The organism is Alteromonas sp. AWQ4_252 (assembly GCF_056158205.1).
Window position 1 is genome coordinate 4,421,620 of sequence record NZ_JBSWSV010000001.1, and the last position, 24,742, is coordinate 4,446,361.

Annotated in this window: 22 protein-coding genes; 18 read left to right on the top strand and 4 right to left on the bottom strand. The window is 45.6% G+C overall.

Annotated elements, in window-relative coordinates:
- Positions 1-28 precede the first annotated feature (28 nt).
- Positions 29-1,468: a hypothetical protein gene (locus tag ACXACM_RS19335; protein WP_474823844.1), complete on the top strand. Its 1,440-nt coding sequence runs from the start codon at positions 29-31 to the stop codon at positions 1,466-1,468.
- Positions 1,469-1,471: 3 nt separating this feature from the next.
- Complete coding sequence (locus tag ACXACM_RS19340; RefSeq protein ID WP_474823846.1) at positions 1,472-2,098, top strand: dimethylsulfonioproprionate lyase family protein; 627 nt, start codon at positions 1,472-1,474, stop codon at positions 2,096-2,098.
- Here ACXACM_RS19340 and ACXACM_RS19345 read toward each other — a convergent pair.
- Together ACXACM_RS19345 and ACXACM_RS19350 are read right to left on the bottom strand one after the other, a co-directional pair.
- Complete coding sequence (locus ACXACM_RS19345; protein ID WP_474823848.1) at positions 2,095-3,141, bottom strand: PLP-dependent cysteine synthase family protein; 1,047 nt, start codon at positions 3,139-3,141, stop codon at positions 2,095-2,097. The genes ACXACM_RS19340 and ACXACM_RS19345 overlap by 4 nt on opposite strands.
- Before the next feature lie 257 nt (positions 3,142-3,398).
- Positions 3,399-3,662, bottom strand: coding sequence for a Rho termination factor N-terminal domain-containing protein (locus tag ACXACM_RS19350; protein ID WP_474823849.1), 264 nt, complete (start codon positions 3,660-3,662; stop codon positions 3,399-3,401).
- A gap of 303 nt (positions 3,663-3,965) precedes the next feature.
- Between ACXACM_RS19350 and ACXACM_RS19355 the strand changes: the two genes are divergently transcribed.
- Complete coding sequence (locus tag ACXACM_RS19355; RefSeq protein ID WP_474823851.1) at positions 3,966-4,217, top strand: TIGR03643 family protein; 252 nt, start codon at positions 3,966-3,968, stop codon at positions 4,215-4,217.
- Positions 4,218-4,409: 192 nt separating this feature from the next.
- The gene (locus tag ACXACM_RS19360; RefSeq protein WP_474823853.1) at positions 4,410-5,597 is read left to right on the top strand and encodes a DUF547 domain-containing protein; all 1,188 of its coding nucleotides are present in this window, start codon (positions 4,410-4,412) and stop codon (positions 5,595-5,597) included.
- Between the two features lie 71 nt (positions 5,598-5,668).
- Here ACXACM_RS19360 and asd read toward each other — a convergent pair whose 3' ends face one another.
- A complete protein-coding gene (gene asd, locus ACXACM_RS19365; protein ID WP_474823855.1) occupies positions 5,669-6,790 on the bottom strand; it encodes an aspartate-semialdehyde dehydrogenase in 1,122 nt (373 codons plus the stop codon).
- Positions 6,791-7,439: 649 nt separating this feature from the next.
- Between asd and ACXACM_RS19370 the strand changes: the two genes are divergently transcribed.
- The 9 genes from ACXACM_RS19370 (at position 7,440) to ACXACM_RS19410 (ending at position 16,692) form a co-directional block, all read left to right on the top strand.
- The gene (locus tag ACXACM_RS19370) at positions 7,440-7,844 is read left to right on the top strand and encodes a hypothetical protein (RefSeq protein ID WP_474823857.1); all 405 of its coding nucleotides are present in this window, start codon (positions 7,440-7,442) and stop codon (positions 7,842-7,844) included.
- A gap of 181 nt (positions 7,845-8,025) precedes the next feature.
- Positions 8,026-8,964, top strand: coding sequence for a ubiquinol oxidase subunit II (gene cyoA, locus ACXACM_RS19375; protein ID WP_474823859.1), 939 nt, complete (start codon positions 8,026-8,028; stop codon positions 8,962-8,964).
- Positions 8,965-8,966: 2 nt separating this feature from the next.
- Complete coding sequence (cyoB, locus tag ACXACM_RS19380) at positions 8,967-10,952, top strand: cytochrome o ubiquinol oxidase subunit I (protein ID WP_474823861.1); 1,986 nt, start codon at positions 8,967-8,969, stop codon at positions 10,950-10,952.
- Positions 10,949-11,551, top strand: coding sequence for a cytochrome o ubiquinol oxidase subunit III (gene cyoC / locus ACXACM_RS19385; RefSeq protein ID WP_474823863.1), 603 nt, complete (start codon positions 10,949-10,951; stop codon positions 11,549-11,551). Before cyoB ends, cyoC begins: the two co-directional genes overlap by 4 nt.
- On the top strand, positions 11,551-11,889 hold the full coding sequence (cyoD, locus tag ACXACM_RS19390) for a cytochrome o ubiquinol oxidase subunit IV (protein WP_474823865.1): 339 nt from the start codon (positions 11,551-11,553) through the stop codon (positions 11,887-11,889). Before cyoC ends, cyoD begins: the two co-directional genes overlap by 1 nt.
- A gap of 58 nt (positions 11,890-11,947) precedes the next feature.
- Positions 11,948-12,835, top strand: a complete 888-nt coding sequence (gene cyoE / locus ACXACM_RS19395) for a heme o synthase (RefSeq protein ID WP_474824418.1) — start codon at positions 11,948-11,950, stop codon at positions 12,833-12,835.
- 110 nt (positions 12,836-12,945) lie between these two features.
- Positions 12,946-13,581 (top strand): 4'-phosphopantetheinyl transferase family protein, encoded by a 636-nt coding sequence (locus ACXACM_RS19400; RefSeq protein ID WP_474823867.1) that lies wholly within the window; start codon positions 12,946-12,948, stop codon positions 13,579-13,581.
- A gap of 217 nt (positions 13,582-13,798) precedes the next feature.
- Positions 13,799-15,991, top strand: coding sequence for a VTT domain-containing protein (locus tag ACXACM_RS19405; RefSeq protein WP_474823869.1), 2,193 nt, complete (start codon positions 13,799-13,801; stop codon positions 15,989-15,991).
- Positions 15,979-16,692: an endonuclease/exonuclease/phosphatase family protein gene (locus ACXACM_RS19410; RefSeq protein WP_474823871.1), complete on the top strand. Its 714-nt coding sequence runs from the start codon at positions 15,979-15,981 to the stop codon at positions 16,690-16,692. Before ACXACM_RS19405 ends, ACXACM_RS19410 begins: the two co-directional genes overlap by 13 nt.
- A gap of 1 nt (position 16,693) precedes the next feature.
- On the opposite strand, the gene ACXACM_RS19415 is transcribed toward ACXACM_RS19410, so the two are convergent.
- Positions 16,694-17,740, bottom strand: coding sequence for a LysR family transcriptional regulator (locus tag ACXACM_RS19415; protein WP_474823873.1), 1,047 nt, complete (start codon positions 17,738-17,740; stop codon positions 16,694-16,696).
- 385 nt (positions 17,741-18,125) lie between these two features.
- Here ACXACM_RS19415 and ACXACM_RS19420 point away from each other — a divergent pair, with 385 nt between their 5' ends.
- From ACXACM_RS19420 to ACXACM_RS19440, 5 genes are all read left to right on the top strand, one after another.
- Complete coding sequence (locus ACXACM_RS19420; protein ID WP_474824420.1) at positions 18,126-20,690, top strand: TonB-dependent receptor plug domain-containing protein; 2,565 nt, start codon at positions 18,126-18,128, stop codon at positions 20,688-20,690.
- Positions 20,691-20,804: 114 nt separating this feature from the next.
- Positions 20,805-21,626: a sulfite exporter TauE/SafE family protein gene (locus tag ACXACM_RS19425; RefSeq protein WP_474823875.1), complete on the top strand. Its 822-nt coding sequence runs from the start codon at positions 20,805-20,807 to the stop codon at positions 21,624-21,626.
- A gap of 27 nt (positions 21,627-21,653) precedes the next feature.
- A complete protein-coding gene (locus ACXACM_RS19430; protein WP_474823877.1) occupies positions 21,654-22,820 on the top strand; it encodes a pyridoxal phosphate-dependent aminotransferase in 1,167 nt (388 codons plus the stop codon).
- Between the two features lie 287 nt (positions 22,821-23,107).
- A complete protein-coding gene (locus tag ACXACM_RS19435) occupies positions 23,108-24,292 on the top strand; it encodes a methyl-accepting chemotaxis protein (protein WP_474823879.1) in 1,185 nt (394 codons plus the stop codon).
- Between the two features lie 74 nt (positions 24,293-24,366).
- On the top strand, positions 24,367-24,732 hold the full coding sequence (locus tag ACXACM_RS19440) for a response regulator (protein ID WP_474823880.1): 366 nt from the start codon (positions 24,367-24,369) through the stop codon (positions 24,730-24,732).
- Positions 24,733-24,742: the final 10 nt, after the last annotated feature.

Here is a 24,742-nt window from a genome sequence, read left to right on the forward strand (position 1 = left end):
ATATCATAACCACTTTGAAGGGATAGCAGTGCAAAGCCCAGAACAAGAATTTCTCATTGATGACAAAGTGCAATTGTTTCTGGTTGCACCTGTTTGGTTTTCATCTACCTCGGTCGGCATGTCACCTCAGGAACGCCCCACTCTTCTGGAACTGCTGCAGGAAGAACTCAACGCAGACGGTGATTGCGGGCAATGGAAGCTCGAAAAATTCCTCGCTCCACGCACTTTGAAGTTACGTAAATACGGTCAACTCTGGCGTGAGTTTTCCTTCAATAGCGAGTTCATGCAGGCCATATCATCAATTTTTGGTGAAGATTTATCTGATGCCGTGTTCGCAAGGTTAACAATATTTGACTATGGGCTGGGAAATGTTGAAGTGTCGGTGAACCTCCCACTCACTACGGCAGCCGCTTTAGAAGACGTTGCAACCAAAGCGGAAGCGTTAAAACTCAAATTTGTACAAGAGTTTAATCAGGGGTTGCCCAACGCTGAACTCGAACTGACCGCAATTGACAAAAAGTATGTGACATTTTCCGACGACTATCTCAACGGTGTAGTAAATCAACTCAGGCCTGAATATGATGAAAGCGTTGTATCCAAACGCGTAGCCTTTATGTGTGGGCCGGTTAGCAGGAATCTATTGTTTGTAAACTCCGGTGGCGTGTGTCCACAACTCACGGTACACGCCAGGCAATTGCACGAAACAGCTTATACCTTTCTCAACGACGCCAACGACAATATGGGCTTTACCGGTTCGGAAAAAATTCCAATTAGTCATGAGGGGTTTGAGGGAGCGGTGGCCCTGGTCAATCGCAGTGAATCATCTCGTATACGTTACAAAAAGAACATTAAACGGGGCATGACATTCGGCGAATTGTGCACCGCGGAGAAAGAAAATATTAAGCGCACCAAGTTTCTATGGTCCTTGGTACATTTGTACTGGTCTGCGTTATTTTGCTCTTCTGAAGGCTATTATGTTATTGCTGCATCCAGCCGTATTGCCGATTACAAATCTATCGCTGCTATACACGAAGAAATACGCAATATCGAGAATTATCAATCTATCATTTCTATGATTAAGTTTGAAAGTCAGCCCGAAAAAGTGATCGTAGAAGGCGAAGATTCAATTCGTTATGCTTCCATTTGGGATGCGTACAAGTCTGAAGATCTCATTCGTTCTTTAACGCAAATCCAGAGTGATTCCGAGCAATCGCTGCTGACATTGAGAGATAAAATGCGTGAGCTCTCTAACAAGCGAACCAATCGCATTCTGGCAGCATTTACCGGCTTTACCATAATAAGCGTTATTATCGACCTCATTTTGTTCTACGATGTACAAAATTTACTACCACCGCCCTCACGTTTCTCCTATTTAGGCTACGCACTTTCGGCACTAGGCATCGTCACACTGGGGTATTGGGGCGTGAATTTTATTCTTCACCGTGCTGCAATTTTACGAAAAGAGTAATGTATGCGAATAGCAACCATAGATAACTACGTTAGCGCATTTGTATCATATTTGGCGCTACAGCCGGATAATAATGATATCAACACCACTATTGAAGCTGCACAACGCTTTCTCACAGATGAATCAGTGGTACGCTCAGAGGTTCAACCGGCTAAAGCCCCCGTCACCCAATGGCTGGAACAGGCATTTGATGAAGCTTTTGCTAACGCGAACAGTATCGACTCTTTGCGTTTACTTTGTGAGGCAACACAAGCGGTTCAGCCTTATTGTCCATGGACGCCGGGTTATGACGAAAAAGTTGTTGGCAGTGAGTTTAAGCAATATTTTGCTTACGCAACATTAGTGGGTGATGGTGGAATCATACCCTGTGATTACTTTTCAGCGGGAATCACATTGATTGCGCCAGACTTTTTCTACGATTGGCATCATCACCCAGCCATTGAAATCTATCTGAACCTCACTAAAAACAGTTCTTGGGGTATCAATAAAGGGCCTATGGTGGCAAAAAGCACGGGCGATATTATTGTTCACCCCAGTCAGATTTCCCACGCCATGCACTGTAAAGACGCGCCTCTTCTGGCCCCTTGGTTGTGGGCGGGCGATGTGAATGTACCGGCGCAAATGTGTTAGTTCAACGGTATTTGGTCCAACCAGGCCCGGTGTTGGTCGGTTGAACCAAACTCTTTCTCGACCCACATTGGGTTGTAGTAAGTGTCCTGATAGCGACCACCACTATCGCACATCAGAGTAATAATTGAGCCTGTTTCGCCTCTTTGCTGCATATTAAGGGCAACCTGAAGAACGCCCCACATATTCGTGCCAGTTGAAGCCCCTGCTTTTACCCCCAGCTTTTCAGAAAGCCAATGCATGGTTGCAATAGACGCGATATCTTCAACTTGCATCATGGTATCTATAACATCAGGCTGAAATGAAGCTTCTACTTTTGGTCGGCCAATACCTTCAATTCTGCTGCCGCGGTTATTGCGCAACGTATCATTGCGGGTTTGAAAACTCTCGTAGAATACAGAGTGCTCAGGGTCGACAACCAACAACTGTGTAGATAGCCCCTTGTACCGGATATATCGCCCGATAGTTGCAGAAGTGCCGCCAGTGCCTGCGCTCATTACTATCGTATGGGGCACAGCATGAGGCTCTGCTGACATTTGACCAAACATACTTTCTGCAATGTTATTACTGCCGCGCCAATCTGTAGCCCGTTCAGCAAACATAAACTGATCCATAAAGTAGCCATTTTTAGCTTTTGCGACGCGAACGGCTTCGTCATGCATCTGGGTCGGACAATCGACAAAGTGACAGTGGCCACCAAATTGTTCAATAAGCGCGATTTTACTTTGTGCCGTTGTTGCAGGCATAACCGCGACAAAGGGCACACCTATCATCCTTGCGAAATACGCCTCTGAAACTGCAGTGCTCCCCGAAGACGCCTCTACGATTGTGGTATTTTCACGGATTTTTCCGTTACACAATGCGTATAGAAAAAGAGAGCGGGCGAGACGGTGTTTAAGACTCCCCGTGGGATGAGTACTTTCATCCTTTAGATAAATATCTACACCGGGAATGTTTATTTTATCCAGTTTAATAAGATGTGTGTCCGCAGACCGCTGGTAGTCTGCATTAATTTTACCGATAGCGCGCGATACCCAAGATGTCATGATGCCCCCTTCTTAAACGAGAGCGCCCAGTATAATAGTCGTTTATGAGCATTCGAGTGCGTTAACCATGCTTAATCTCCAAAAAAATGAGCAAGCAAAACCACTGAAGCTCATTTTTGCAGAATTATTTTCTATTAATACAAATGTTTGCGCCACACAATATGAATAGAAAGAAACATAATTATAGTAATAGAAAATGAAACGCGACCTAACTAGCGCTCAGAAGGATGTCAGGGGTAGATATACGAAATTCATTCTTAGTGGTTGCGTAGCGCATCAATTAATTCGTCCTTATTCATAGAGGATCTTCCTTCGATACCCACTTCTTTCGCTTTTTGATAAAGCTGCTCTTTAGTGCGCTTTTCGTAAGCCTTTCCTTTGCCGCCGTCCTTTGAAGGCGTCTGATCTTCGTTAGCTTGCGCATTGGCAATACGCGCCGACTTCTCTTTACTGTAGCCTTCATCACGCAAAGCCTCGTAGGTATCATCATTTTTAACTTGATTACCGTGATCGTTAGCCATTGTAACCTCCCCTTTTTTAAGTAGCCGCTGGATATACGTAAATACGCAAGACCTTTGAATAAAGATTACAGCTTATTGCTGGTCATGCTCCTCTTACTTATTCAATAACAATGACGAACATCAGCCACAATTTGTCTGAGCAAAATAACCAGGAATTAATAAAATTGAAGAAATGAATTGTGGAGGTTGCCGGTTTACTACGCCACTACACTAGACACCATGAAATATATTTCATGATCAGTGAAGTAGCTTTAGTCACCGAAAACGCCAAGATACACTTGTCTCCATTGAGGAGAATGTTTTATGACGATACAAGAAGCAGATTTGTCCCGGGTGATAGAGATGGCCTGGGAAGATAGAACCCCATTCGAGGCAATTGAAGCTCTTTACGGACTCAACGAGTCTGCAGTTATTGCCTTAATGCGAAAAGAAATGAATGCGTCATCGTTTAAAATGTGGCGCAAGCGTGTAACGGGTAGGCGAACAAAACATGTTCATCGTCGCCCCGACGAAGTACTAAGAGCATATTGCCCGACGCAATACAAACGACCGTAGAATCAGTTTTTCGGCTTCGGTTACGAATATTAACAATTTTTCCTTTTCCATTAGACCACTGCGCCAATAAGACACAGCGCACTTTTCTGACAACCATAACCAGACGAAAGGCTAAAACGGTATTGATGTTGTCTGGAATAAAGCCTATAAAAGAGCATTACAGGCTACTGATACGACAGAAAAGGAATTAATATGAAAATAAAAACCCTGTTAGTTAGCACCTTACTTTTTGCTGTTTCTCACAGCGTATTTGCTGATGAAACTAAAATCCCAGAACCATTTCGCGGTGACGATGCCGACGCAAAGTTCGAAGTCACTTATGGCGACCTTGATGCATTTCTAAAATCACTGGTCCTTGATGTAGGCCGCTCCACCAGACAAAAAGCTCCTCGTCCGCAAAATACCGGTACAAGAATGAAAGCGCGAGTTAACAGACTTACGGCGCTTGAAGGAAATCGCGTTAATTTTGAAGCCTTAGACGACGAAGAAGTCACCAGTATTTTATCAACGTTACAAGACAGCTTAGAAGCTCTGCCAAGTCAGGTTCCGCTTCGCTTGCTAAACCGTAATGAACAGTTGGCTTACTGGCTTAATCTTTATAATTTTACGCTGCTAGATGAACTGGCAAAAGAAAAGCCCAAAAGCAGTATGAAAAAATTATTGGATTATGGTGATGACGACTCCATATTGGCTAAAAAAATACTGAACGTTGGAGGTGTCCCTCTTAGCCTTGATGATATTCAATTTACGATTTTAAAAGAGAAATACCACGATAACCCGCTGGTTATTTACGGTCTTTTCCAAGGGAATATCGGCGGCCCAAGTATTCAAACACAAGCATTCAAGGGTCATAAGGTATGGCGACAGCTAGAAGAAAATGCCACTGAGTTTGTAAATTCAAATCGCGGTACCTACTACGACGGCAAAATATCCGTGTTTTATGAGCGCAACCTACCATTTTTCGACAACAGCAAGGAAAAATTAAAAGACCACTTGCTGGACTTCTTAGAAGATGACTTTTACACAGAAATCATGAACGCCAAAAAGTTAGATTTTGATACAGAAGATTGGCAAATTGCCAGTTTGACAGGCGGTGCAAGGGACTTCGGTGGGTCTGGTATGATTAACAACGCTGCGCTTCTGGACGCCGTCAGTGCAACTCAACGTCTTGGCGGCGGCGGTGCAGGAGTGTCTAGTGTTGCGATCGAAAACCCACTGGGTGAAAGCGTAGTAGACATGGCACGCTTGAACACCAGATTCCCTGCAGCGCAAATTGAAGTATTACAACGTCTGCGTGAAATGCAAAAGGTGAATCAGGGCAAGGTTGAAATTAAAGATCTTGACGAAGAAGATGTGAAGGAAGAGTTGAAGAATCGATAAAAATCCAGAGATGTAAAAAAGCGGCTATTAAAGCCGCTTTTTTAGTCCTGTGCTCTATTCCATTGGCTGATTTATTTTTCCTGCAATATCCGCAACATGCGACGCAACGGTTCCGCAGCTCCCCAAAGAAGTTGGTCGCCTACGGTGAACGCGGAGATATACTCAGGCCCCATGTTGAGCTTGCGTATCCGCCCAACCGGGATGGACAAAGTACCGGTCACTTTTGCGGGTGTTAACTCCTTCATCGTTAACTCTCTATCGTCAGAGATAACGCTAACCCATTCATTATGCTCACCAATGATTCGGTGGATTTCATCAAGTGGCAGGTCCTGTTTGAGTTTTAATGTAATGGCTTGGCTATGACAACGCATAGCGCCTACACGCACACATAACCCGTCAACTGGCACTGGCGCTGATTGTGAGCCAAGAATTTTATTGGCTTCAGCCTGTGCCTTCCACTCTTCACGACTTTGACCCGAAGACAGTTGACTGTCGATATAAGGAATAAGACTACCCGCTAAAGGAACACCAAATTGTGCTGTAGGGTTATCATCAGAACGAATAAATTCAGCCACCTGACGATCAATATCTAAAATCGCGGATGATGGGTCTTCCAGTAAAGGTTTAACTTGATCGTGCACCGCGCCCATCTGGCTGAGCAATTCGCGCATGTGCTTTGCACCAGACCCTGACGCTGCCTGATAGGTCATAGGTGATGCCCATTCAACTAAACCCTGCTCGAAAAGTCCACCCAAGGCCATAAGCATCAAGGATACCGTGCAGTTCCCACCGACATACGTTTTGATGCCGTTTGCCAGGCCTTTGTCTATTTCTTTGCGATTCACCGGGTCGAGAATTATAACTGCGTCATCCTTCATGCGTAACGCTGACGCTGCGTCGATCCAATATCCATTCCATCCCGCGTCTCTCAGAGCGGGGTAGACTGCTTTGGTGTAATCACCACCCTGACAGGTGATAATGATGTCTTGTGATGCAAGGGCATCGATATCATTGGCATCTTCCAAAACACCGCATTCTTTTCCAGCGAAATCCGGTGCTGGTAGTCCTTTTTGAGAGGTGGTAAAAAACGTTGGTTCAATAGAAGCAAAGTCATTTTCTTCCTGCATTCTTTGCATTAATACCGAACCGACCATACCGCGCCAGCCCACTAAACCAACTTTTTGTTGAGACATTTGTTAACCCTTAATTCGATTTTTTCCAATGTCTGTCTCGTGACAAAACCTCTGTACGGGTTCTTTATTTGCTTGTCACTTTCATCAGAAACTTGTTGTAAAGGCCGCAGTCTATAAAGAATAGAGCAGCTTTGCCAGTTGAATTCACGGATGCATAAAAATAAACGAGGAACGACAGTTGCCAGTGTATTGAAATCATCTTGTCGGACGCTGCTTACTATGACACCACAAAAAAGGTTTACTAGCGGACAAATAACGAGCAAAAAATCATAGAGTTTTGATTGGGTTTCAGTAGTAGAACCGAAAAATAATACAGTTTAACGCTTGTATAAATATTGTTAATAACCACACCATTTTTATTGTTTATTTCCTATACACCTGTCGATTACTTACTAATATTGCTCATAAAAACAGCAGCCAAAGACGATTTAGATAATTTTATGTACCACGGGCGAAAATTTGATACAGATCAACAAATGCCCTCGCGCTGACAATTATTCCCCTCGTTTACAATTCGTTATCAATTGTTCGATTGAAAAGGTTGTAGCTCCAGCCCACCCCCTTGTCTACTAAGCGCATATTCTCTACTCTCTGGCCCGAAGATTTTGCACCTGACACAGTCATTTTCAGCCAGATAAGAGCGACATTAATGCAGACCGTTCCACATCAGCAAAGCTTAAACTCGGTGATATTTAACCGAGTCGCGTTAGACAGCACTAAAGCTGTCGGCATGCTGCTATGGATCGCAACCCTCGTGTTACTTTTTAATATAGCCACTATCATCAGTGGTATTATGGCTGACTCTTCTGAATTCGTTAGTGCCCTGCATGACAACTTAGTTGTCGAACCTCATTTTCTAGCCGGTGCTCGTGAAGCTCTGTCTGTATTTTTTTTGTCAACTACCTTGTTGCTGTGCTTAATAGGTCTGAAGCTCAATCCCCTCTCTTTTGTTCGCTCGCGCGTAACAAACGCCAACAAGCCGATTTTTGTCTTAAACGACACGTACCGCCAACCGTTTGTTCAACAATTCGGAAGCCGGGCGCCTCCTTTCTAGCAAATGACAACCGCTGGTTACAGATGTATCCAAGACATATCTGTAACCAAGGCGTGCAAAGCCAGCAATTTGCTGTATTTCACGTTCATTTGTTTGAAAACATCGTCGATACATTCTATCGATTTTACGCATGTCGCTTAACGCGACAATAACGATAAACCTGGGTTATAGGAAAATGCTTTTGTCTATTCGTAACCTTTCTAAAATTGCTTTTGCATCAATCGTGCTGTTTTTAGCCGGTTGTAGCGGTGGCGTACTTGATCCAAAAGGACAGGTCGGGATTGAGGAAAAGAACCTAATTATTTTATGTACGGTTCTGATGCTCATTGTCGTCGTTCCGGTGATAGTACTTACACTGTATTTCGCCTGGAAGTATCGCGCTAGTCGCGATTTTGAAGTCTATACGCCAAAGTGGGCACACTCTACCAAGATTGAAGCCACTGTATGGAGTATTCCCATTCTTATCATCATTGCTCTGGGTGTCATTACCTGGCGATCAACCCATGCGCTGGACCCGTATGCCCCATTAGAAGGCAAAGGTGAGCACATGACCGTTGAAGTGGTATCACTGAACTGGAAATGGCTGTTTATCTATCCTGAGCAAGGCATAGCGACAGTGAATGAATTGGTATTCCCGGCGAACAAGCCTATCGCGTTTAAAATAACGTCTGAAGGTACAATGAATTCATTCTTCATTCCGCAATTAGGCAGCCAGATCTACTCAATGGCGGGCATGGAAACCAAGTTGCACTTAATTGCTGATGAAGCAGGAACTTATAAAGGGATCTCTTCTAACTACAGTGGTGCTGGTTTCACAGGCATGAAATTCGATGCCATCGCTACCCCCACCGAAGGCGACTTCGAAGCCTGGGTAGAAAAGGTAAAACAGGAAGGTGGTTTGCTTACATCAGAAAGCTATAAAACCCTTGCTGAGCCAACGGAATATCATCCTGTCACTTACTTTGGCACCGTTTCCGACGGCTTGTTCCATGAAATCGTTATGAAGTATATGAAAGACCATGGCTCCATGGATTTCTATGGCAAGCCGGCCAACGCTGTGCAAGGCGAGAAGCCTCAACACAGCGGGCACCAGGGCCATCATATGGGAGTTGAAGAGTAACTATGTCTTTTCTAGGTAAATTATCACTGGAATCCATTCCACACGACCCTATCGTTATCAGTACCTTGTGCGTAGTAGCAATAGTTGGCGTAGTGCTTGCGATTCTAATTACTAAGCACAAGCAATGGGGCCCTTTGTGGCGCGATTGGATCACGTCTGTAGACCATAAGCGTCTGGGTATCATGTACATTCTGCTGGCTATGATCATGCTGTTGCGTGGTTTTGCTGATGCAATCATGATGCGTACCCAACTGGCCGTTGCCACTAACGGTGCAGAAGGTTACTTGCCGCCCGAGCACTATGACCAAATCTTCACTGCGCACGGCGTCATTATGATCATCTTCATGGCTATGCCTTTCATGGTTGGCTTAATGAATATCATATTGCCTCTACAAATCGGTGCCCGTGACGTAGCGTATCCGTTTTTGAATAACTTGAGTTTCTGGTTAACAGCCGGTGGCGCAATTCTCATCAACATCTCCCTCGGTTTAGGTGAATTCGCTAAAACCGGTTGGGTAGCTTATCCACCGCTAGCGGGGCTTGAATACAGTCCGGGAGTGGGTGTTGATTACTACATATGGGCACTGCAGATATCCGGGCTCGGTACGCTACTTACAGCCGTTAACTTCTTAGTAACGGTATTCAAGATGCGTGCACCGGGCATGAAACTGATGCAAATGCCAATTTTCACCTGGACATGTACCTGGGCGAACATCCTTATTGCTGCGTCATTCCCTATTTTGACTGCAGTACTGGCTATGTTAACCCTGGACCGCTATCTCGATTTCCACTTCTTCACTAATGATGCTGGTGGTAACTCGATGATGTATATCAACCTGTTCTGGGCTTGGGGTCACCCTGAAGTTTACATTCTGGTGTTGCCTGCTTTTGGTATTTTCTCAGAAATAATTTCAACCTTTACCGCTAAGCGCCTGTTTGGCTATAAGTCCATGGTTTACGCATCTGGTGCCATCGCCATATTAGGCTTTATCGTTTGGCTGCACCACTTCTTTACCATGGGCTCTAGTGCAAACGTCAATGCGTTCTTCGGGATCATGACCATGGTTATCGCAGTACCTACCGGGGTAAAGCTGTTCAACTGGTTATTCACTATGTATCGCGGTCGTTTGACCATCAGTGTACCAGTACTATGGACCCTCGGCTTTATGGTGACATTCACCATCGGTGGTATGACCGGTGTATTGCTTGCCATTCCTGGCGCTGACTATGTACTTCACAACAGTCTGTTCCTCATCGCTCACTTCCACAACACCATTATCGGTGGTGCGGTATTTGGTTACCTGGCAGGTTTTGCCTTCTGGTTCCCCAAAGCAATGGGCTTTAAACTGGATGAGAAAACCGGAAAAGCTGCTTTCTGGTGCTGGCAAATCGGCTTTATGGTTGCCTTCATGCCGCTTTACGTACTGGGCTTCCTGGGTATGACCCGTCGCCTTAACCACACCGATAATCCAGATTGGAACATTTGGTTGTACATCGCTGCAGTGGGCGCCTTTATTATCGCTGCGGGTATCTTCTTCCAGTTGTTGCAATTGTTCATTAGCTTTAAGAACAAAGACAAGCTGAAAGATACGACTGGTGATCCTTGGAATGGTCACACGTTGGAGTGGTCTACGGCCTCACCACCTCAGTTTTATAACTTCGCGCACATTCCCCACATCAAGGATATTGATGCTTGGACTGACATGAAAGAGCGTGGCGAAGCGTATCAGCAACCGGAAAAATACGCGCCAATCCATATGCCTCGTAATACCTCAGCGGGCTTTTTGATGAGCATGAGCTTCACAGCAATGTGTTTCGCGCTTATCTGGCATATCTGGTGGTTAGCGGCTATTGGTTTTGTTGGTGGTATCGCGGTATTCATCAAACGCTGCTACACCAGTGATGTTGATTACTACGTACAGCCTGATGAAGTTGAAAAAATTGAAGCAGAGCATTTATCTGCCAATGCTAAAGGAGTGAACGCATGAGTACAGTAGCCACTGATATGCATCACGACCACGAGCACGAACATCACGAAAATAACAACGTATTTGGTTTCTGGTTATACCTTATGACCGACTGCTTGTTGTTCGCCTCGTTCTTTGCAACTTACGCCGTGTTATTTATGAATACGGCAGGTGGTGTGTCTGGTAAAGACATCTTTGAACTGGACTTCGTGGCAGTGGAAACCGCTGCCCTGTTGCTCAGTAGTATTACCTTCGGGTTTGCCATGATTGCAGCTCACAAGCAAAACAAGGGCGGCACGCTTCTATGGCTTGCTGTCACCTGGATGTTTGGTGCCGTCTTTATCGGTATGGAAATCTATGAGTTCCATCACCTGATTGCCAACGGCCATGGTCCACAGGAAAGCGCGTTTTTAACTGCGTTCTTCTCGCTAGTTGGCTTGCACGGTCTGCACGTGTCCTCCGGACTTATCTGGATGACCATTATGATCATCGAAGTCATGCGCCGTGGATTACCAGACCAAACGGTAACGCGCTTAAGTTGCCTGAGCTTGTTCTGGCACTTCCTGGACATCGTTTGGATTTGTGTATTCACTGTCGTCTATCTTATGGGAGCACTGTAATGAGTCAGCACGATACCAATGCAGGACACCATGCAGAAGATCATGGTGATGTGAAATCCTATGTGATTGGATTTGTTTTATCAGTCATCCTCACTGTCATCCCGTTTTGGATGGTTATGGAAGGCGATTTTAGCAAAACCACCACCATCTGGAGCATTGTGACATTAGGTTTGGTTCAGATTTGGGTACACCTGAAGTACTTCCTGCACCTTAACTTTGTGACAGAAGAAGGCAAAGCAAACACGATCTCGTTTCTGTTCAGCGCGCTTATTATCTTTATGATAGTTGGCTTGTCAGTATGGATCATCTACGAGTCAAACGCGATGATGATGTACTAGCCTTACGGCTGGTACATCCCAACGTTTGTTGTATGAGGTAAACGGGCTAATGAAACCCATTTTTCGTCGATATTTAACAGTGACTAAACCCGGTATCATCATGGGTAATCTTATTTCCGTGGCTGGCGGTTTTCTGCTTGCTTCCCGGGGTGAGATTGACTTTGCGCTCATGATTGCCACCCTACTGGGATTATCACTGGTCGTTGCATCAGGATGTGCGATCAATAACTGCATTGACAGGGACATTGATTCCAAAATGCAGCGCACTCGTACACGGGTTACGGTGACGGGGGAAATGTCCGCAAAAGCCGCTTTCTGGCACGGTATAGTGTTGGGAGTGGCTGGGTTTTCATTACTCGTGGTCTACACCAACCCTACTGCAGTCTTCTTTGCTGCAATGGGATATGTTGTGTATGTTGGGTTATATAGCCTCTACATGAAGCGCAATTCAGTTTACGGCACGTTAGTAGGTAGCTTGTCTGGCGCTGTACCTCCTGTGGTGGGATATTGTGCCGTCAGTGCGCAATTTGATATGGCGGCAGCAATTTTGCTGGTTATGTTTAGTTTGTGGCAAATGCCACATTCCTATGCCATTGCAATTTTCCGCTATAAAGATTACGAAGCGGCAAATATTCCGGTACTGCCGGTTGCACAAGGGATCAGCAAAGCCAAGCATCACATTGTGTTGTACATTGCTGTATTCGCTCTGGTTACCCTGTTACTGCCAATCAGCGGCTATACTGGTCTTGGATTTATGGCCGTTGCTTGTACCACCAGCTTCTGGTGGTTATTAATGGCGCTTAAGGGTTACCGCAGCGATATAGACATTAACGGTTGGGCTCGCCAGGTATTTGGGTTTTCTATTCTCAACATCACCCTGTTATCTATCGCCATGGCGGTGGATTATCACGATAGCGCTTCATCGTTGTTTGCATTCGCGTTTTGATAAGTAAGCAGTAACAACAAAAACAGCCCTGCGGGGCTGTTTTTTTAGATGCATTCCCCACGCATGGCGTGGTAAAAAAGAAGGCTAAAAGTTCACTGGTATATGAAAGCTTGAAAGCCAATTCCCTGCTCAATCGAGAACGCATGGTCATTTATCATTGCAGTTACGCTCCTGGCAACGTAAATGAGATAAATCGACGCTGGCTATCTGAAGAGGAAGTTGTGCGTCTTGCCAAGATGAAAAGTACGCGTCGACAAGCAGAATTTACACTCAGCCGCTATTTGATGAAGCGAGAACTTGGTTTTACCGAGCACCAAGCATCTCTTATTCACCTGCCACTGTCAGACGGCTATTTGCGCGTCGAGGGTTACCCTGAATACGCTATTTCTCTCACACACAGCCCTGGAAACATTGCCTTTATTGTATTTAACCCTCTGCACCACGTAGTTGGGCTGGATTTGGAAATACATGACCAGAGGCGGAAGTTTCGCGAACTGAGTACATTGTTTCACCCCGAGGAACATAGCAGTTCTGCACAAGCCTTTTATCGGACGTGGACACTTAAAGAAGCTCTGGCCAAAACCCTGAACTATCCTTTGCACAGCATGCTATCAACGCCTGTTCATCAACTACTGGAACAACACAATCTGTCGTTTTGCACCAAGTCATTCCCTAACATGACGCTCTCTTTAGTACATAATCTATCTTCAGATTTACCGGTGCTCATTCAGCCTGTGTCTATGTAGCAGTTTTACCGTCTGCAAGAGTTACACAGAGCGAGATAAATTTTCCGACCAGCAAACCGCCGCCCTCTCTAAAAACCCGGTATTTTTCCTAACAAATTACCAATTATCAGAAACTTACTACAAAGAATGGATTGTCGATGTATTGGTACGCCTTGTGCAACCTCTCACATATTTGTTCGCGTTATATGCTCAGTCCATAGGGAGTGAGGAGGGAAAGATGTCAACGACTCAATCAATTTTCAAACAGGGAGAGAACTGTTGGGCTACCGGCGAAGCCAGTTATGCTACGCCCCTGATTGATTGCGGAAACTATTATAAAGCTCTGCATTCTTCCATTGTTAAAGCTAAACACAGCATTTTTATTGTAGGCTGGGATATTGACAGTCGCATCCGTCTGCTTCGCGGTGAAGATGAAAGCAACAGTGATGCGCCGTCTGTAATTAGCGATTTACTTGCGTGGAAAGCTGAACAAAACCCTGACATTAAAATTTACCTGTTGCGCTGGGACTCTTCCCTGGCTTTTTTTGCTCAGCGAGAAATGTGGGCCAAAGAAGTATGGGACGAAAAAACCCCTGACAACGTGCGTACTGAGCTTGACGACACTATTCCTATGGGAGGCAGCCAGCATCAGAAAATTGTTGTTATAGATGACGAATTGGTTTTCTCCGGAGGAATGGATATCTCAACAAACCGTTGGGATACCCGTGAACACCCGGTAATAAGTGAAGAACGGGAAGGTCCTGACGGACCATATGGACCTCTTCACGACGTCCAAATTGTCTCCGCAGGCCCGGTAGTGAAAAGCTTTTGTGAGCTGGTACGGTGGCGGTGGTTGCGGGTAGCGCAAGAAGAGCCTATCGCAATTCGTGAAGATGCAAAGACGGACACCGGCTGTCCCATTCCGGGTGCATGGCCGGATAACTTCGAGCCCTGGTTTGAAAATGTACACTGTGCGCTTGCCAGAACGATTCCTTTTATGGACGAAGTTGAACCTGTTCAGGAAGTAAGGCACATGCTGCTCGACCTGATTTCTGAAGCCGAAAGGGTAATTTATATTGAAAACCAGTTCACGTCCCGCCAGGAAATTGCAGAGGCGTTAAACAGACGTCTGAAAGAAAAGCCTGAATTGAACGTCATCATCGTGAGCTCATACGAGCCTAAAGGAAAATTTGAATGCGAAGCATTCTGGGCCGGTCGCATTGAATTTAAGAAAATTCTCGAAAGCGGTATTTCTCCGGATCGAATTGTTATGTCGTATTCATCTATAACCGATGAATTTGGTCAAAGTGCCACCAAAAGGATTCACTCGAAAGTGATGTCGGTCGATGACAAATACCTGGTTATTGGTTCATCAAACATCAGTAACCGCTCTATGTCACTTGATACTGAGATAGACATGGTGTTATTCGGCAATAATGAAGACAACCGTCGACAAATTAGTCGGGTCAGAGATGACCTTCTGGCTGAACACACGGGTAGAACCGTAGAAGAAATGTCAGCTTTAATGACTCAAGACAATCCCGCCAGAGCTTTAATGGAGGGACAACTCGCTCACGGCTACGTTTTAACACAAGTGCGGGATGAAATTTTTACAGACCAGGCATCAGGCAAAAACTTCTTTTCCAGTTTGTCCGACCCTGAGGAGCCGCTAATTCCACCTATGCCAACATTGGGAGGTGCAGTAATGCCGGTTAAGAATCCTCGCAGACGTACTATTATGGTCAGTATTGGCGTACTTTGCGTAGCTCTTCTGGCCGGGTTATTACTTACTGCGAGTCACTTTATTCCCTGGTTATCCACCGAAAATATAAACGCATTTTTAGAAGAAAGTCGAGGCACTTACTTCGCGTTACCGACTGTGCTACTGGTTTATCTGGTGGGCGGGTTCTTTTTCTTCCCGGTAACGGTAATGTCGCTGGCTGTCTCCGCAATTTTCGGTCCGGTTTGGGGTCCGCTCTATGGCATCTTAGGCGCACTATTAAGCTCAGCCAGTATGTTTGGCATCGGCCACCTTGCCGGTAATGCAGGGTTGAAAAAGATTGGCGGCCCTAAGGTAGATGCCGTAGACAAAAAGCTGAAGTCCAGTGGTATCGTAGGTGTTGCTGCCATAAGAATGCTCCCTATTGCACCGTTTAGTCTAGTCAACCTTGTGGCGGGTATTTCTTCAATTGGTCTGCTGCAATTTTTAGTGGGAACCTTTTTAGGAATGTTTCCTCCGATGATTGCAAAAGGGTTAGTTGGAGATTCCATCACACAAATTTTCCGCAACCCGTCTCCGGAGACTATATCGTACCTGGTAGGTGGCATCGTGTTATGGGGTGTAATGATTTGGGGCTCACAAAAGATCGCCAAGCGTTATCAGGCTCGTCAGCAAGCAGAAAAGCCAAAGGGTGAAGAATGTGTCGCGTGATAAGTTACAACATTCACAGTGGTGTGGGCACAGATAAGCGTCAAGACTACCGCCGCATTGGTAGCTACCTGGCAGAGCAACGCGCAGATATTGTCATGCTTCAGGAAATGGATACCCGCTCGCCCGAGCGAGATACTACGACTGACATACGGGACATTTGTGCAGATAAAGTGTTTGAATTAGTGCCTTCTCCTGCCCTTGAGGAATCCACTGGGTGGTACGGGAATGCCCTTCTCACCCGTTTCCCTGTGCTCGAGCACCACACGCTGGACGTAAGTCAACAAGGCGTTGAGCCCAGAAACATTCAGACCGTTGAGCTGATGACCCCGAAAGGGCCGCTAACGGTTATTAACACTCACAAGGGTTTAAAAAAGCGTGAACGTCGGTCTCAATTTAAGAAGCTGCACGAATATATAGCTTCGCGCATGGCCTGCAAATCCAGTCCGGTGATTCTGGGCGGCGATTTCAATGAGTGGCAGTTTTTCACTAGAGCTTTTCGTCATCTGGATTCGGTGTTACAGCAACACAAGGTAGGGGCGACCTTCCCCAGTGTATTTCCTTTGTTCTCCCTTGACAGGTTCTGGACCTCTCACGGCATACGCCTGTCTGGAATCAAAAAGCTCAAAAATAGCCAGACGAGAATTTTTTCTGACCACCTTCCCATTCAGGCTGACATTCGCCTGCCAAACCGTAAAATCTAGTTTAAGCGCATGCAACTTTTAAGTCACCAGCCGAGTGCAAACGCCCCCGCCAGTGATTTAATGCCTGCTCTTGAGCTGCGACCCGGCGTATAACGTCCTGCATTTTCAGATTGCTGTCTGTAAGTGTTGCACTTCTGCTTGTGGCAAGAAAAACCTGACGTCTCATCTCGGGCTGCTCTATTTTCAGCGCCCTGACTAAACCACTTTCTTCTAAGTGGAAAATGGCAGATGATGGCAAAATCATCGCACATTCGCTTTGTAACAGTTGACGGAATGCAGTCATTAACTGGCCTGAGTATCCGCCGCTGTAATTCAATGCAACGCCCGTTTTCTTTTCATAATCGTGAATGAGTTTACCCAGCGCATCCCGTTCACCTGGACTGAGTAACTGAAACTGGCTTAATTCCCAAAAAGCTATGCTCTCTCTATTTTTCAGCGATTGATAAACTGATGATGCCTCATTAGCCCCAACGACAAGATACATGTACTCTTCAATCAACGGCTGGCATACCATGATTGCCGGGTCAATATCTTGCTCGTACGTGATGGCAATATCGATTTCATTTTTTTCTAACCAGCCGCGCACTGAATAAGATGGGCCAGTACTAATATCAAGCTTTAACTTTCCTTTGGTTAATTCGGTCTCGGATATCAGCGACATCGATAACACGTTTCCGATAGAGGGTAACATACCCACTTTAACCGTACTTTCCTGCTCTGTGGTTAGATACCGCAACTCAGCTTTAGCTTCGTTGATATCGTCCACCAGTTTGCGCGCATGCTTGGCGAAAATATCACCGGCTTCGGTTAACTTAACGCCCTTGAAACTACGATGGAAAAGGGGAGCACCCATTTCCCGCTCAAGGTTGGCTAGCTGCTGACTGATTGCTGGCTGAGCAATATCTAACTCTCTCGCCGCAGCTGCAATGCTGCCGGTTTTCGCGGTAATAAGAAAATATTGTAATTGTTTTGAATTCACCTGGCTTTTCTCCTGACACTGGTTTTGCCAATTTCTGTCAGTACTTGCCCTTACCTGTTTTGGTGTCACATCCTGTTAACCTGGGTCTTTTCCTTTGAGGACAGCAAGCCATGTGCCACTTCGAGACTTCTACCAGCATGAAAAGTAAATGAAAGGTTAAAGCAACAATCTGCAATAATTACTTTTTATAGTATTAATATCTTTTAGCTATTGATTATTAGTATTTTTTCTATCGGCTCAATATTTTTCTTATACCCCTCAACATTCTTTTTTCTTCCGTCATGCAGCCAAGTTTTTTTAGTCTGGCAATCACACAGTGCGAGATCTAAAACGCGCATTGGATGCACTTTGATGCATTCCATTGGTGCTGCTGTGGACCAAAGTTGGGCGAGGAGTTTACTCAGTCCGCGATGAAAAATAAGAGCAATCAAGCATAACTCTGGGAACACACATGATGAAAATAAGAAAACTAAGTGCATGCGTTTATGCCGGTGTTACCGGTTTATCAATGGCACTCACTCCAACCGTATACGCACAGGAAGCGGATACACCTGACGCCGATCCATCACTGGAAAGAATCGCAGTGGTCGGTGCCCGCGGTGCACCTCGCTCTGTAACGAGCTCTCCCGTACCAGTAGACGTATTAACCGCCGAAGATATGGAAGGGGTTGCGTTTTCAGACATGAACGATGTCATGATGACCTTAGTTCCCTCTTATTCGCTTTCCCGTCAGCCTATTTCTGACGGAGGAACATTTATCCGACCTGCCACACTAAGGGGTCTTCCAACTGATAAAACACTCGTTTTGGTTAACTCGAAACGCAGACACCGGGCTGCATTGGTGCAAATCGGAGGATCCGGTACTCAGGGGCCCGATCTCGCGACCATTCCAACCGCTGCTATTGGCTCTGTTGAAGTACTTCGTGATGGTGCTGCTGCACAATACGGTTCTGACGCCATTGCAGGTGTTATTAACTTTCAGTTGAAAAACAACACTGATGGTGGCTCATTAACAGCAGAAGTTGGTCAATACTACGAAGGCGACGGTGACCAGATCGTTATTAGTGGTAACAAAGGTTTTGCCCTTGGTGATGACGGCTTTTTAAGCATTTCAGCGGAATACACAGATTCAGAAGCCACGTTTCGCGGTGAGCAATACTGTGAAAGCTGGTTCTGTGTAACTGACCAGTCTGATGAGTATATTGCCGCGGCAATTGCCAGTGCCAATGCTGTTCACGGTTCTGACGAAGTACAACCCTGGGGTCAACCCAACAGTAGTGGTACACGTATTTTCTTCAACGCAGGCTACACAATATCAGATGCCGTGGAGCTTTATGCTTTTGGTAACTACTCTGAAAGTGAAGGCGACGGCTCTTTCTTCTATCGCTATCCAGGCAACGGTACCATTGAAGATATTCGTTTAGAAGACGGTTCTGTATGGAGCCCGACAGAATTTTTTCCTGGCGGTTTTACCCCGAGATTCTTCGGAGATATAACCGATTACTCTTTGGTTGGTGGTCTGAAAGGCATGAGCGATGCCTGGACTTACGATATCAGTGCTCGTTACGGTTCAAACGAAATTGACTACACGCTGTCGAACACCATTAACCCGTCTATGGGTAATATGTCCCCTACATCGTTCAAGCCGGGCTCTTTGACTAACGAAGAAGTCCAGTTTCAGGCAGATTTCACCTACGATTTAGCAGAATACATATTGGCGTTTGGTGTTAGCTATCTCGATGAGTCTTATGACATCGCAGGAGGTGAGCAAGCATCTTACGAAGCGGGTCCTTATGCTTCTGCTGATCCTTGGGGTTTCTGTAATGACGATGGTACTCCGACTACTGCAGGTTCAACGGTCACAGGTTTAGACTGTGCTGATTCAAGCGACCCGGTTTACACCGTGGTTGGTGTTGGCTCAAACGGTTTCCCAGGGTATTCACCTGAATTTTCTGGAGAATATACCCGTGATTCTTATGCAGTATACGGCGATATTTCTGGCGACGTCACTGACGAACTGTTTATGCAGGCTGCACTGCGTTACGAAGACTACTCTGACTTTGGCTCTGAGTTGGTTTACAAAATTGCCGGTATTTACCAGATCACTGATGAAATTGCAGTGCGCTCTTCATATGGTACTGGTTTCCGCGCACCTACGCCGGGTCAGCAAGGTACCACTAACGTGTCTACCCGCTTGCCAAACGGCTTCCCTGTTGCTACCGGCTTGTTCCCAGCGAGCAGCGCCGTTGCACAGGCTCTGGGAGCCAGCGATTTGGCGCCTGAGAAATCAACCAACTTCACCTTGGGTATGACCGGTAACTTCGGCGACTTCACGCTTACAGTAGATTACTACAACATCGACTTAGAAGATCGTCTGAACGCGATTTCAACACTGGATGTAAGCGCCGACCCGAACGCTGAAGATCCGGAAGATTATGAGCGCTATCTAAGCCTGGCGGCGGCTGGTGTAACAGGCGCTGAGTCTATCGGTGGGGTATTCTACTTCCAGAATGCATTTGATACGAAAACTGAAGGTTTAGACGTAGTCGGTACTTATAATATGCAGTCTGACATGGGTGATACCACTATCACGGCATCATTCAACTACAACAAAACTACCCTGGAAGACGACCCTCAGAACTTCTACAACGCGGAAGATGAGTTTGACCTGGAAAATGGTACTCCGGACATCCGTGGCGTTATGTCAGTGAAGCACAGTTATGAAGACTGGATGATTGTTGCCCGTATGAACTACTATGGTGAATATGAAAATGCGGCGAATAGTGATCTCATCATTACTCAGACTTTCGACCCCCAGGTATTATTTGACCTTGAGGCGACCTATCACATTAGTGAAAACTTGTCGTTAACCGCAGGGGCGCGGAACCTGTTCGATGAATACCCTGATGCAGGCTCCGATGAAATGGGTGAAACCTGTTGTGGACGTATCTACCGTTCAGATTCCATTGTCGACTGGCAGGGCGGCTATTACTACACCAAGTTAGCATTTACATTCTAAGTGCTGATTGCAGTGTAACACCTGGCAAAGTCGACCCTTGTGGTCGGCTTTGCTGATTTAAGCGCAATTCAGCGCATTGTAAAAATAAACACCCATGTGTGAGGTAATGTTGTTATGGAAATAGAGTTGGTCTGGTTTGTTCTCACGTTATGTGCTGCAGGCGCCATTGCTGGAATAACGTCAGGCCTGTTTGGTAATGGTGGTGGCTTTGTTGTTGTTCCCGCCCTGTCTATTGTTTTCCCATTTTTCGTTCCAGATTCCGATGAAATTGTTAAAGTTGCCATTGGCACCTCACTTGCTTCCATCGTAGTATCGAGTTTGCGCTCTGTTATTGCTCACAAAGCGAAAGGAGCGGTTGACTTCGAGGTTTTAAAGTCCTGGTCTGTGTGGATTGTACTCGGTGTAATAGGCGGCTTACTCATTGCCGATAACACCAGTGCTGGCGGACTCAAGATTGTCTTTGCAGCCGGTGTTCTTTTGTACTCTATTTACTTTTTGTTTCCAGACTTTGTCGTCAGACCCGGAGTGCATTTCTCTATGCCTAAAGGTTTTGGCAGAGCGTCATTAGCTTTTGTTCTTGGCGGCTTTTCTGCCTTGCTTGGTATTGGTGGCGGTACGCCAACCGTCATTACCATGGTGATGTGTCGCCGCACCATTCAACAAGCAGTAGCAACTGCTGCAGGCGTTGGCTTCCTCATCGGCTTACCAGGGGCAATTGGCTTTTTACTCATGCGACACTCAGAAACTGCTGCTCTGCCAGTAGGCACCATTGGTTACGTTAATATTCCTGCACTGATTGCCATTAGTATTGGCGCTATTCTGACCGCGCCCATTGGGGCGAACATGGCCCACAGCTTCAGCGAAAAGATGCTTAAACGCTTGTTTGGTATTTACCTGATCATCGTGTCGGCTGGTATGTTTTACAAAGCGTTCTAATTTACCCTTTAAAAAAAGGAATTAATAATGACACACAATCCTTCACGTCGAATTTTTCTTGGTGGCAGTCTTGCAGCCACGGCGGCCGGTACCACTGGTATTATTACTCCGGCGTCACTTGCTGCTAGCCCATCAATGGGAATACCTGAAGTCATGTACGGTCCGAAAACAGGTATTGCAAAACTCAATGCCAACGAAAACCCTTACGGACCGAGCCCGGCAGCGCTCAAAGCGATTGCTGACGCTTCGTCGAGCGGTGGTGCATACTACGCTTATAATGCAGGCATGTATCTGACAGATATGATTGCAGAAGAGTATGGCCTGTCTGCCAAGAACATCTCTGTAACAGCCGGTTCCAGTCTTATCCTGGCCTTCGCCGCTCTTGCTGCCACTAGCAAAGGGGTTATTCTTGGGCCTGACTTATTTTGGGATACCACGTCAAAGGCACCGATTCGTCAGGGTGGACCGGAAATAAAACGGGTTGCGAACACTGCCGATCTGGATATTGATTTAGACGCCATGTATAACGCTATTGATGACAATGTGGCTATGGTTCACATTTGCAACCCAAACAACCCTACAGGAAAAATTTTAGACCCGGAAAAGCTCAAGGCATTTTGTATTAAAGCATCCAAGAAAACACTTGTTCTCGTGGACGAAGCCTATAATGAGCTCATTCAAGACGGGCCATCTCACTCCATGATCCCTCTGATCAAGCAAGGGCACAATATCATTGTTGCCAGAACGTTCTCTAAAATCTATGGCCTGGCAGGAATGCGAGTTGGTTACATGTTAGGCTCGGAAGAAAACATGTCGTTCATTAACAACTTTGGCTTAGGGGGCTATTCTTTAAACCAAGCGGGTCTTGCAGCGGCTATCGCAAGCTACAAAGATGAGGCTTTTAAAGATTTCTCTCGTGAAAAAGTTGCCCAAGCTAAAGATATGATCCTATCCGCAGTTAAGGAAAATGGCCTTACCGCACTCCCGTCCAGCACTAACTTCGTTTTTGTAAACCTGGGAGAAAACGGTGACGCGAACGCATTTCAAAAAGCAATGGCAGAGCAAAATGTACTTATTCGAGGCCAGTATCGCACATACAAACCTTGGTCCAGAGTAAGCACGGGACGTATTGAAGATGTGAAAATGTATGTAGATGCTATACCTAAAGCATTGGATGTAATGCAACGCTCCTGACTTTTTTGTCAACACCTTCACTTCAAAAAGGGGCGATTTTGCCCCTTTTTCCGTTTTCCCTCTATTTCATACATTAAAAACACTACTAATTGACTAGTGACATTTACGACAATAGAAGAAGTTAACATTTTTTCTATTGATTACTTCCAATACTGAAATTCTTGTCTATAACTAAATTATATTTGTTATTCGCGCCGCCTGTAATGCGTTTCAATAAACTAGCACTTTAAAATGCTGTTAGATCTTGTTCGCAAATCAGGCTCCGCCTCATGATGTGGAATTAAATTATGATAAGTGATTCAGGTACTGTTCATTTCTTGAAAACTCTACCTCCTCTTACTTACATTTTCGCCCTTACAAGCGTTGTAGTGGGGTTAGTGCTTACCTCACTATCATTTGCTTATCCCGGCGTAATTTTAGCCGGTGTCGGGGTTTTTCTTTCAATAGGGATAACCGGAGCATTGTCATCTCAGACAAACACAAATAGGGAGCCTGCACGTGTAGAGCCCGTCGCGTCACCTGGAACTGATAATCTTTCGAATATTACTGACCAGTTATCTCAGATTATGCAGGATTGTGACGGTAACCTGTCGGATATTTTCAATACTCAAACCCATGCGGTAAATACGTTAAGCGAGGCGTTTTTAAATCTACAACGCTTAGTGGGAGAGCAAAACTCATGTATTACACAGCTGATACAAACTGATTCTGACAGTGGAGAGATGTATTCGAACCGTATGCGCCAATTTGCAGATGAAACAGAAAAATCCCTAGATAAATTTCTGGTGTCTACTGAGCAGATTTCTGCAGGCACCACTACTATTTTAGAAAAAGTGAATCGCATCTACGACACCATGCCCACCGTTCTCAAAGCTTTAGGCGATATTGACGACATTTCGGCCCAAACTAATTTGTTGGCTCTTAATGCGGCGATAGAAGCAGCAAGGGCGGGAGAAGCCGGCAGAGGTTTTGCTGTAGTTGCTGATGAAGTTCGCGCATTGTCCAATCGCTCCACACAATTTAGCGGCGTCATTAAAAAGCAGATGGAAAATATTGGAGTGCAAATTGACGAGTTAACTCAGGATGTCAGAACCCTTGCCGCACAAGATACCAGTTACATTATAGAGGCGAAGAAGGATATTCAAGGCGAGCTCGACCAAATAATAGTTAAAGCCGAAAGTGATGCACAAACAACTGCTCAATTAGAGACTATTTCAGTACAGCTGGATACAGCAATCGGCGACGCTATCAGAGGTATGCAGTTCGGCGATATCAATGGACAAAATCTCACCTATACTCAAGAAATGCTTTCTTTTGTAAGTGAACAGCTGCCTGTCGTCGGTAACGGCGATGTAGCTGTCGCTCAAAGTAACCTGCAGGACTACCAACACAATATGCGGTCAAGGGCGAAAGTCGATCATAACCCCGTGTCGGCCAATAGCATTGACGCTGGTGAAGTTGAGTTATTTTAACCACCTTCTGCTGTTTTCTCGGATAACACTAACTACATTTTAACAGAAACTTTTCTCAAAAAGTCGGGAGTAATATGAGTAAAAATATCCTAATCGTTGATGACTCACCGTCAATCCGTCAGATGGTTGAGGTGACGTTAAAGTCGGCCAGCTATGCTGTTACTACTGCGGTTGACGGTCAAGATGCGCTTGACCAGTGTAAATACAAACGTTTTGATTTTGTACTGACCGATCAAAATATGCCGCGAATGGACGGGCTTACCCTCATTAAAAACCTTCGCGGTATGTCAGCCTACGCCAGAACGCCAATCATAGTGCTCACCACAGAGGCTGGCGATGACATGAAGGCAAAGGGTAAAGCAGCAGGCGCCACAGGCTGGATGGTTAAACCCTTCGACCCCGCAAAACTTCTCGCCGTTGTTGGCAAAGTCCTCGGATAGTTGCTACAGG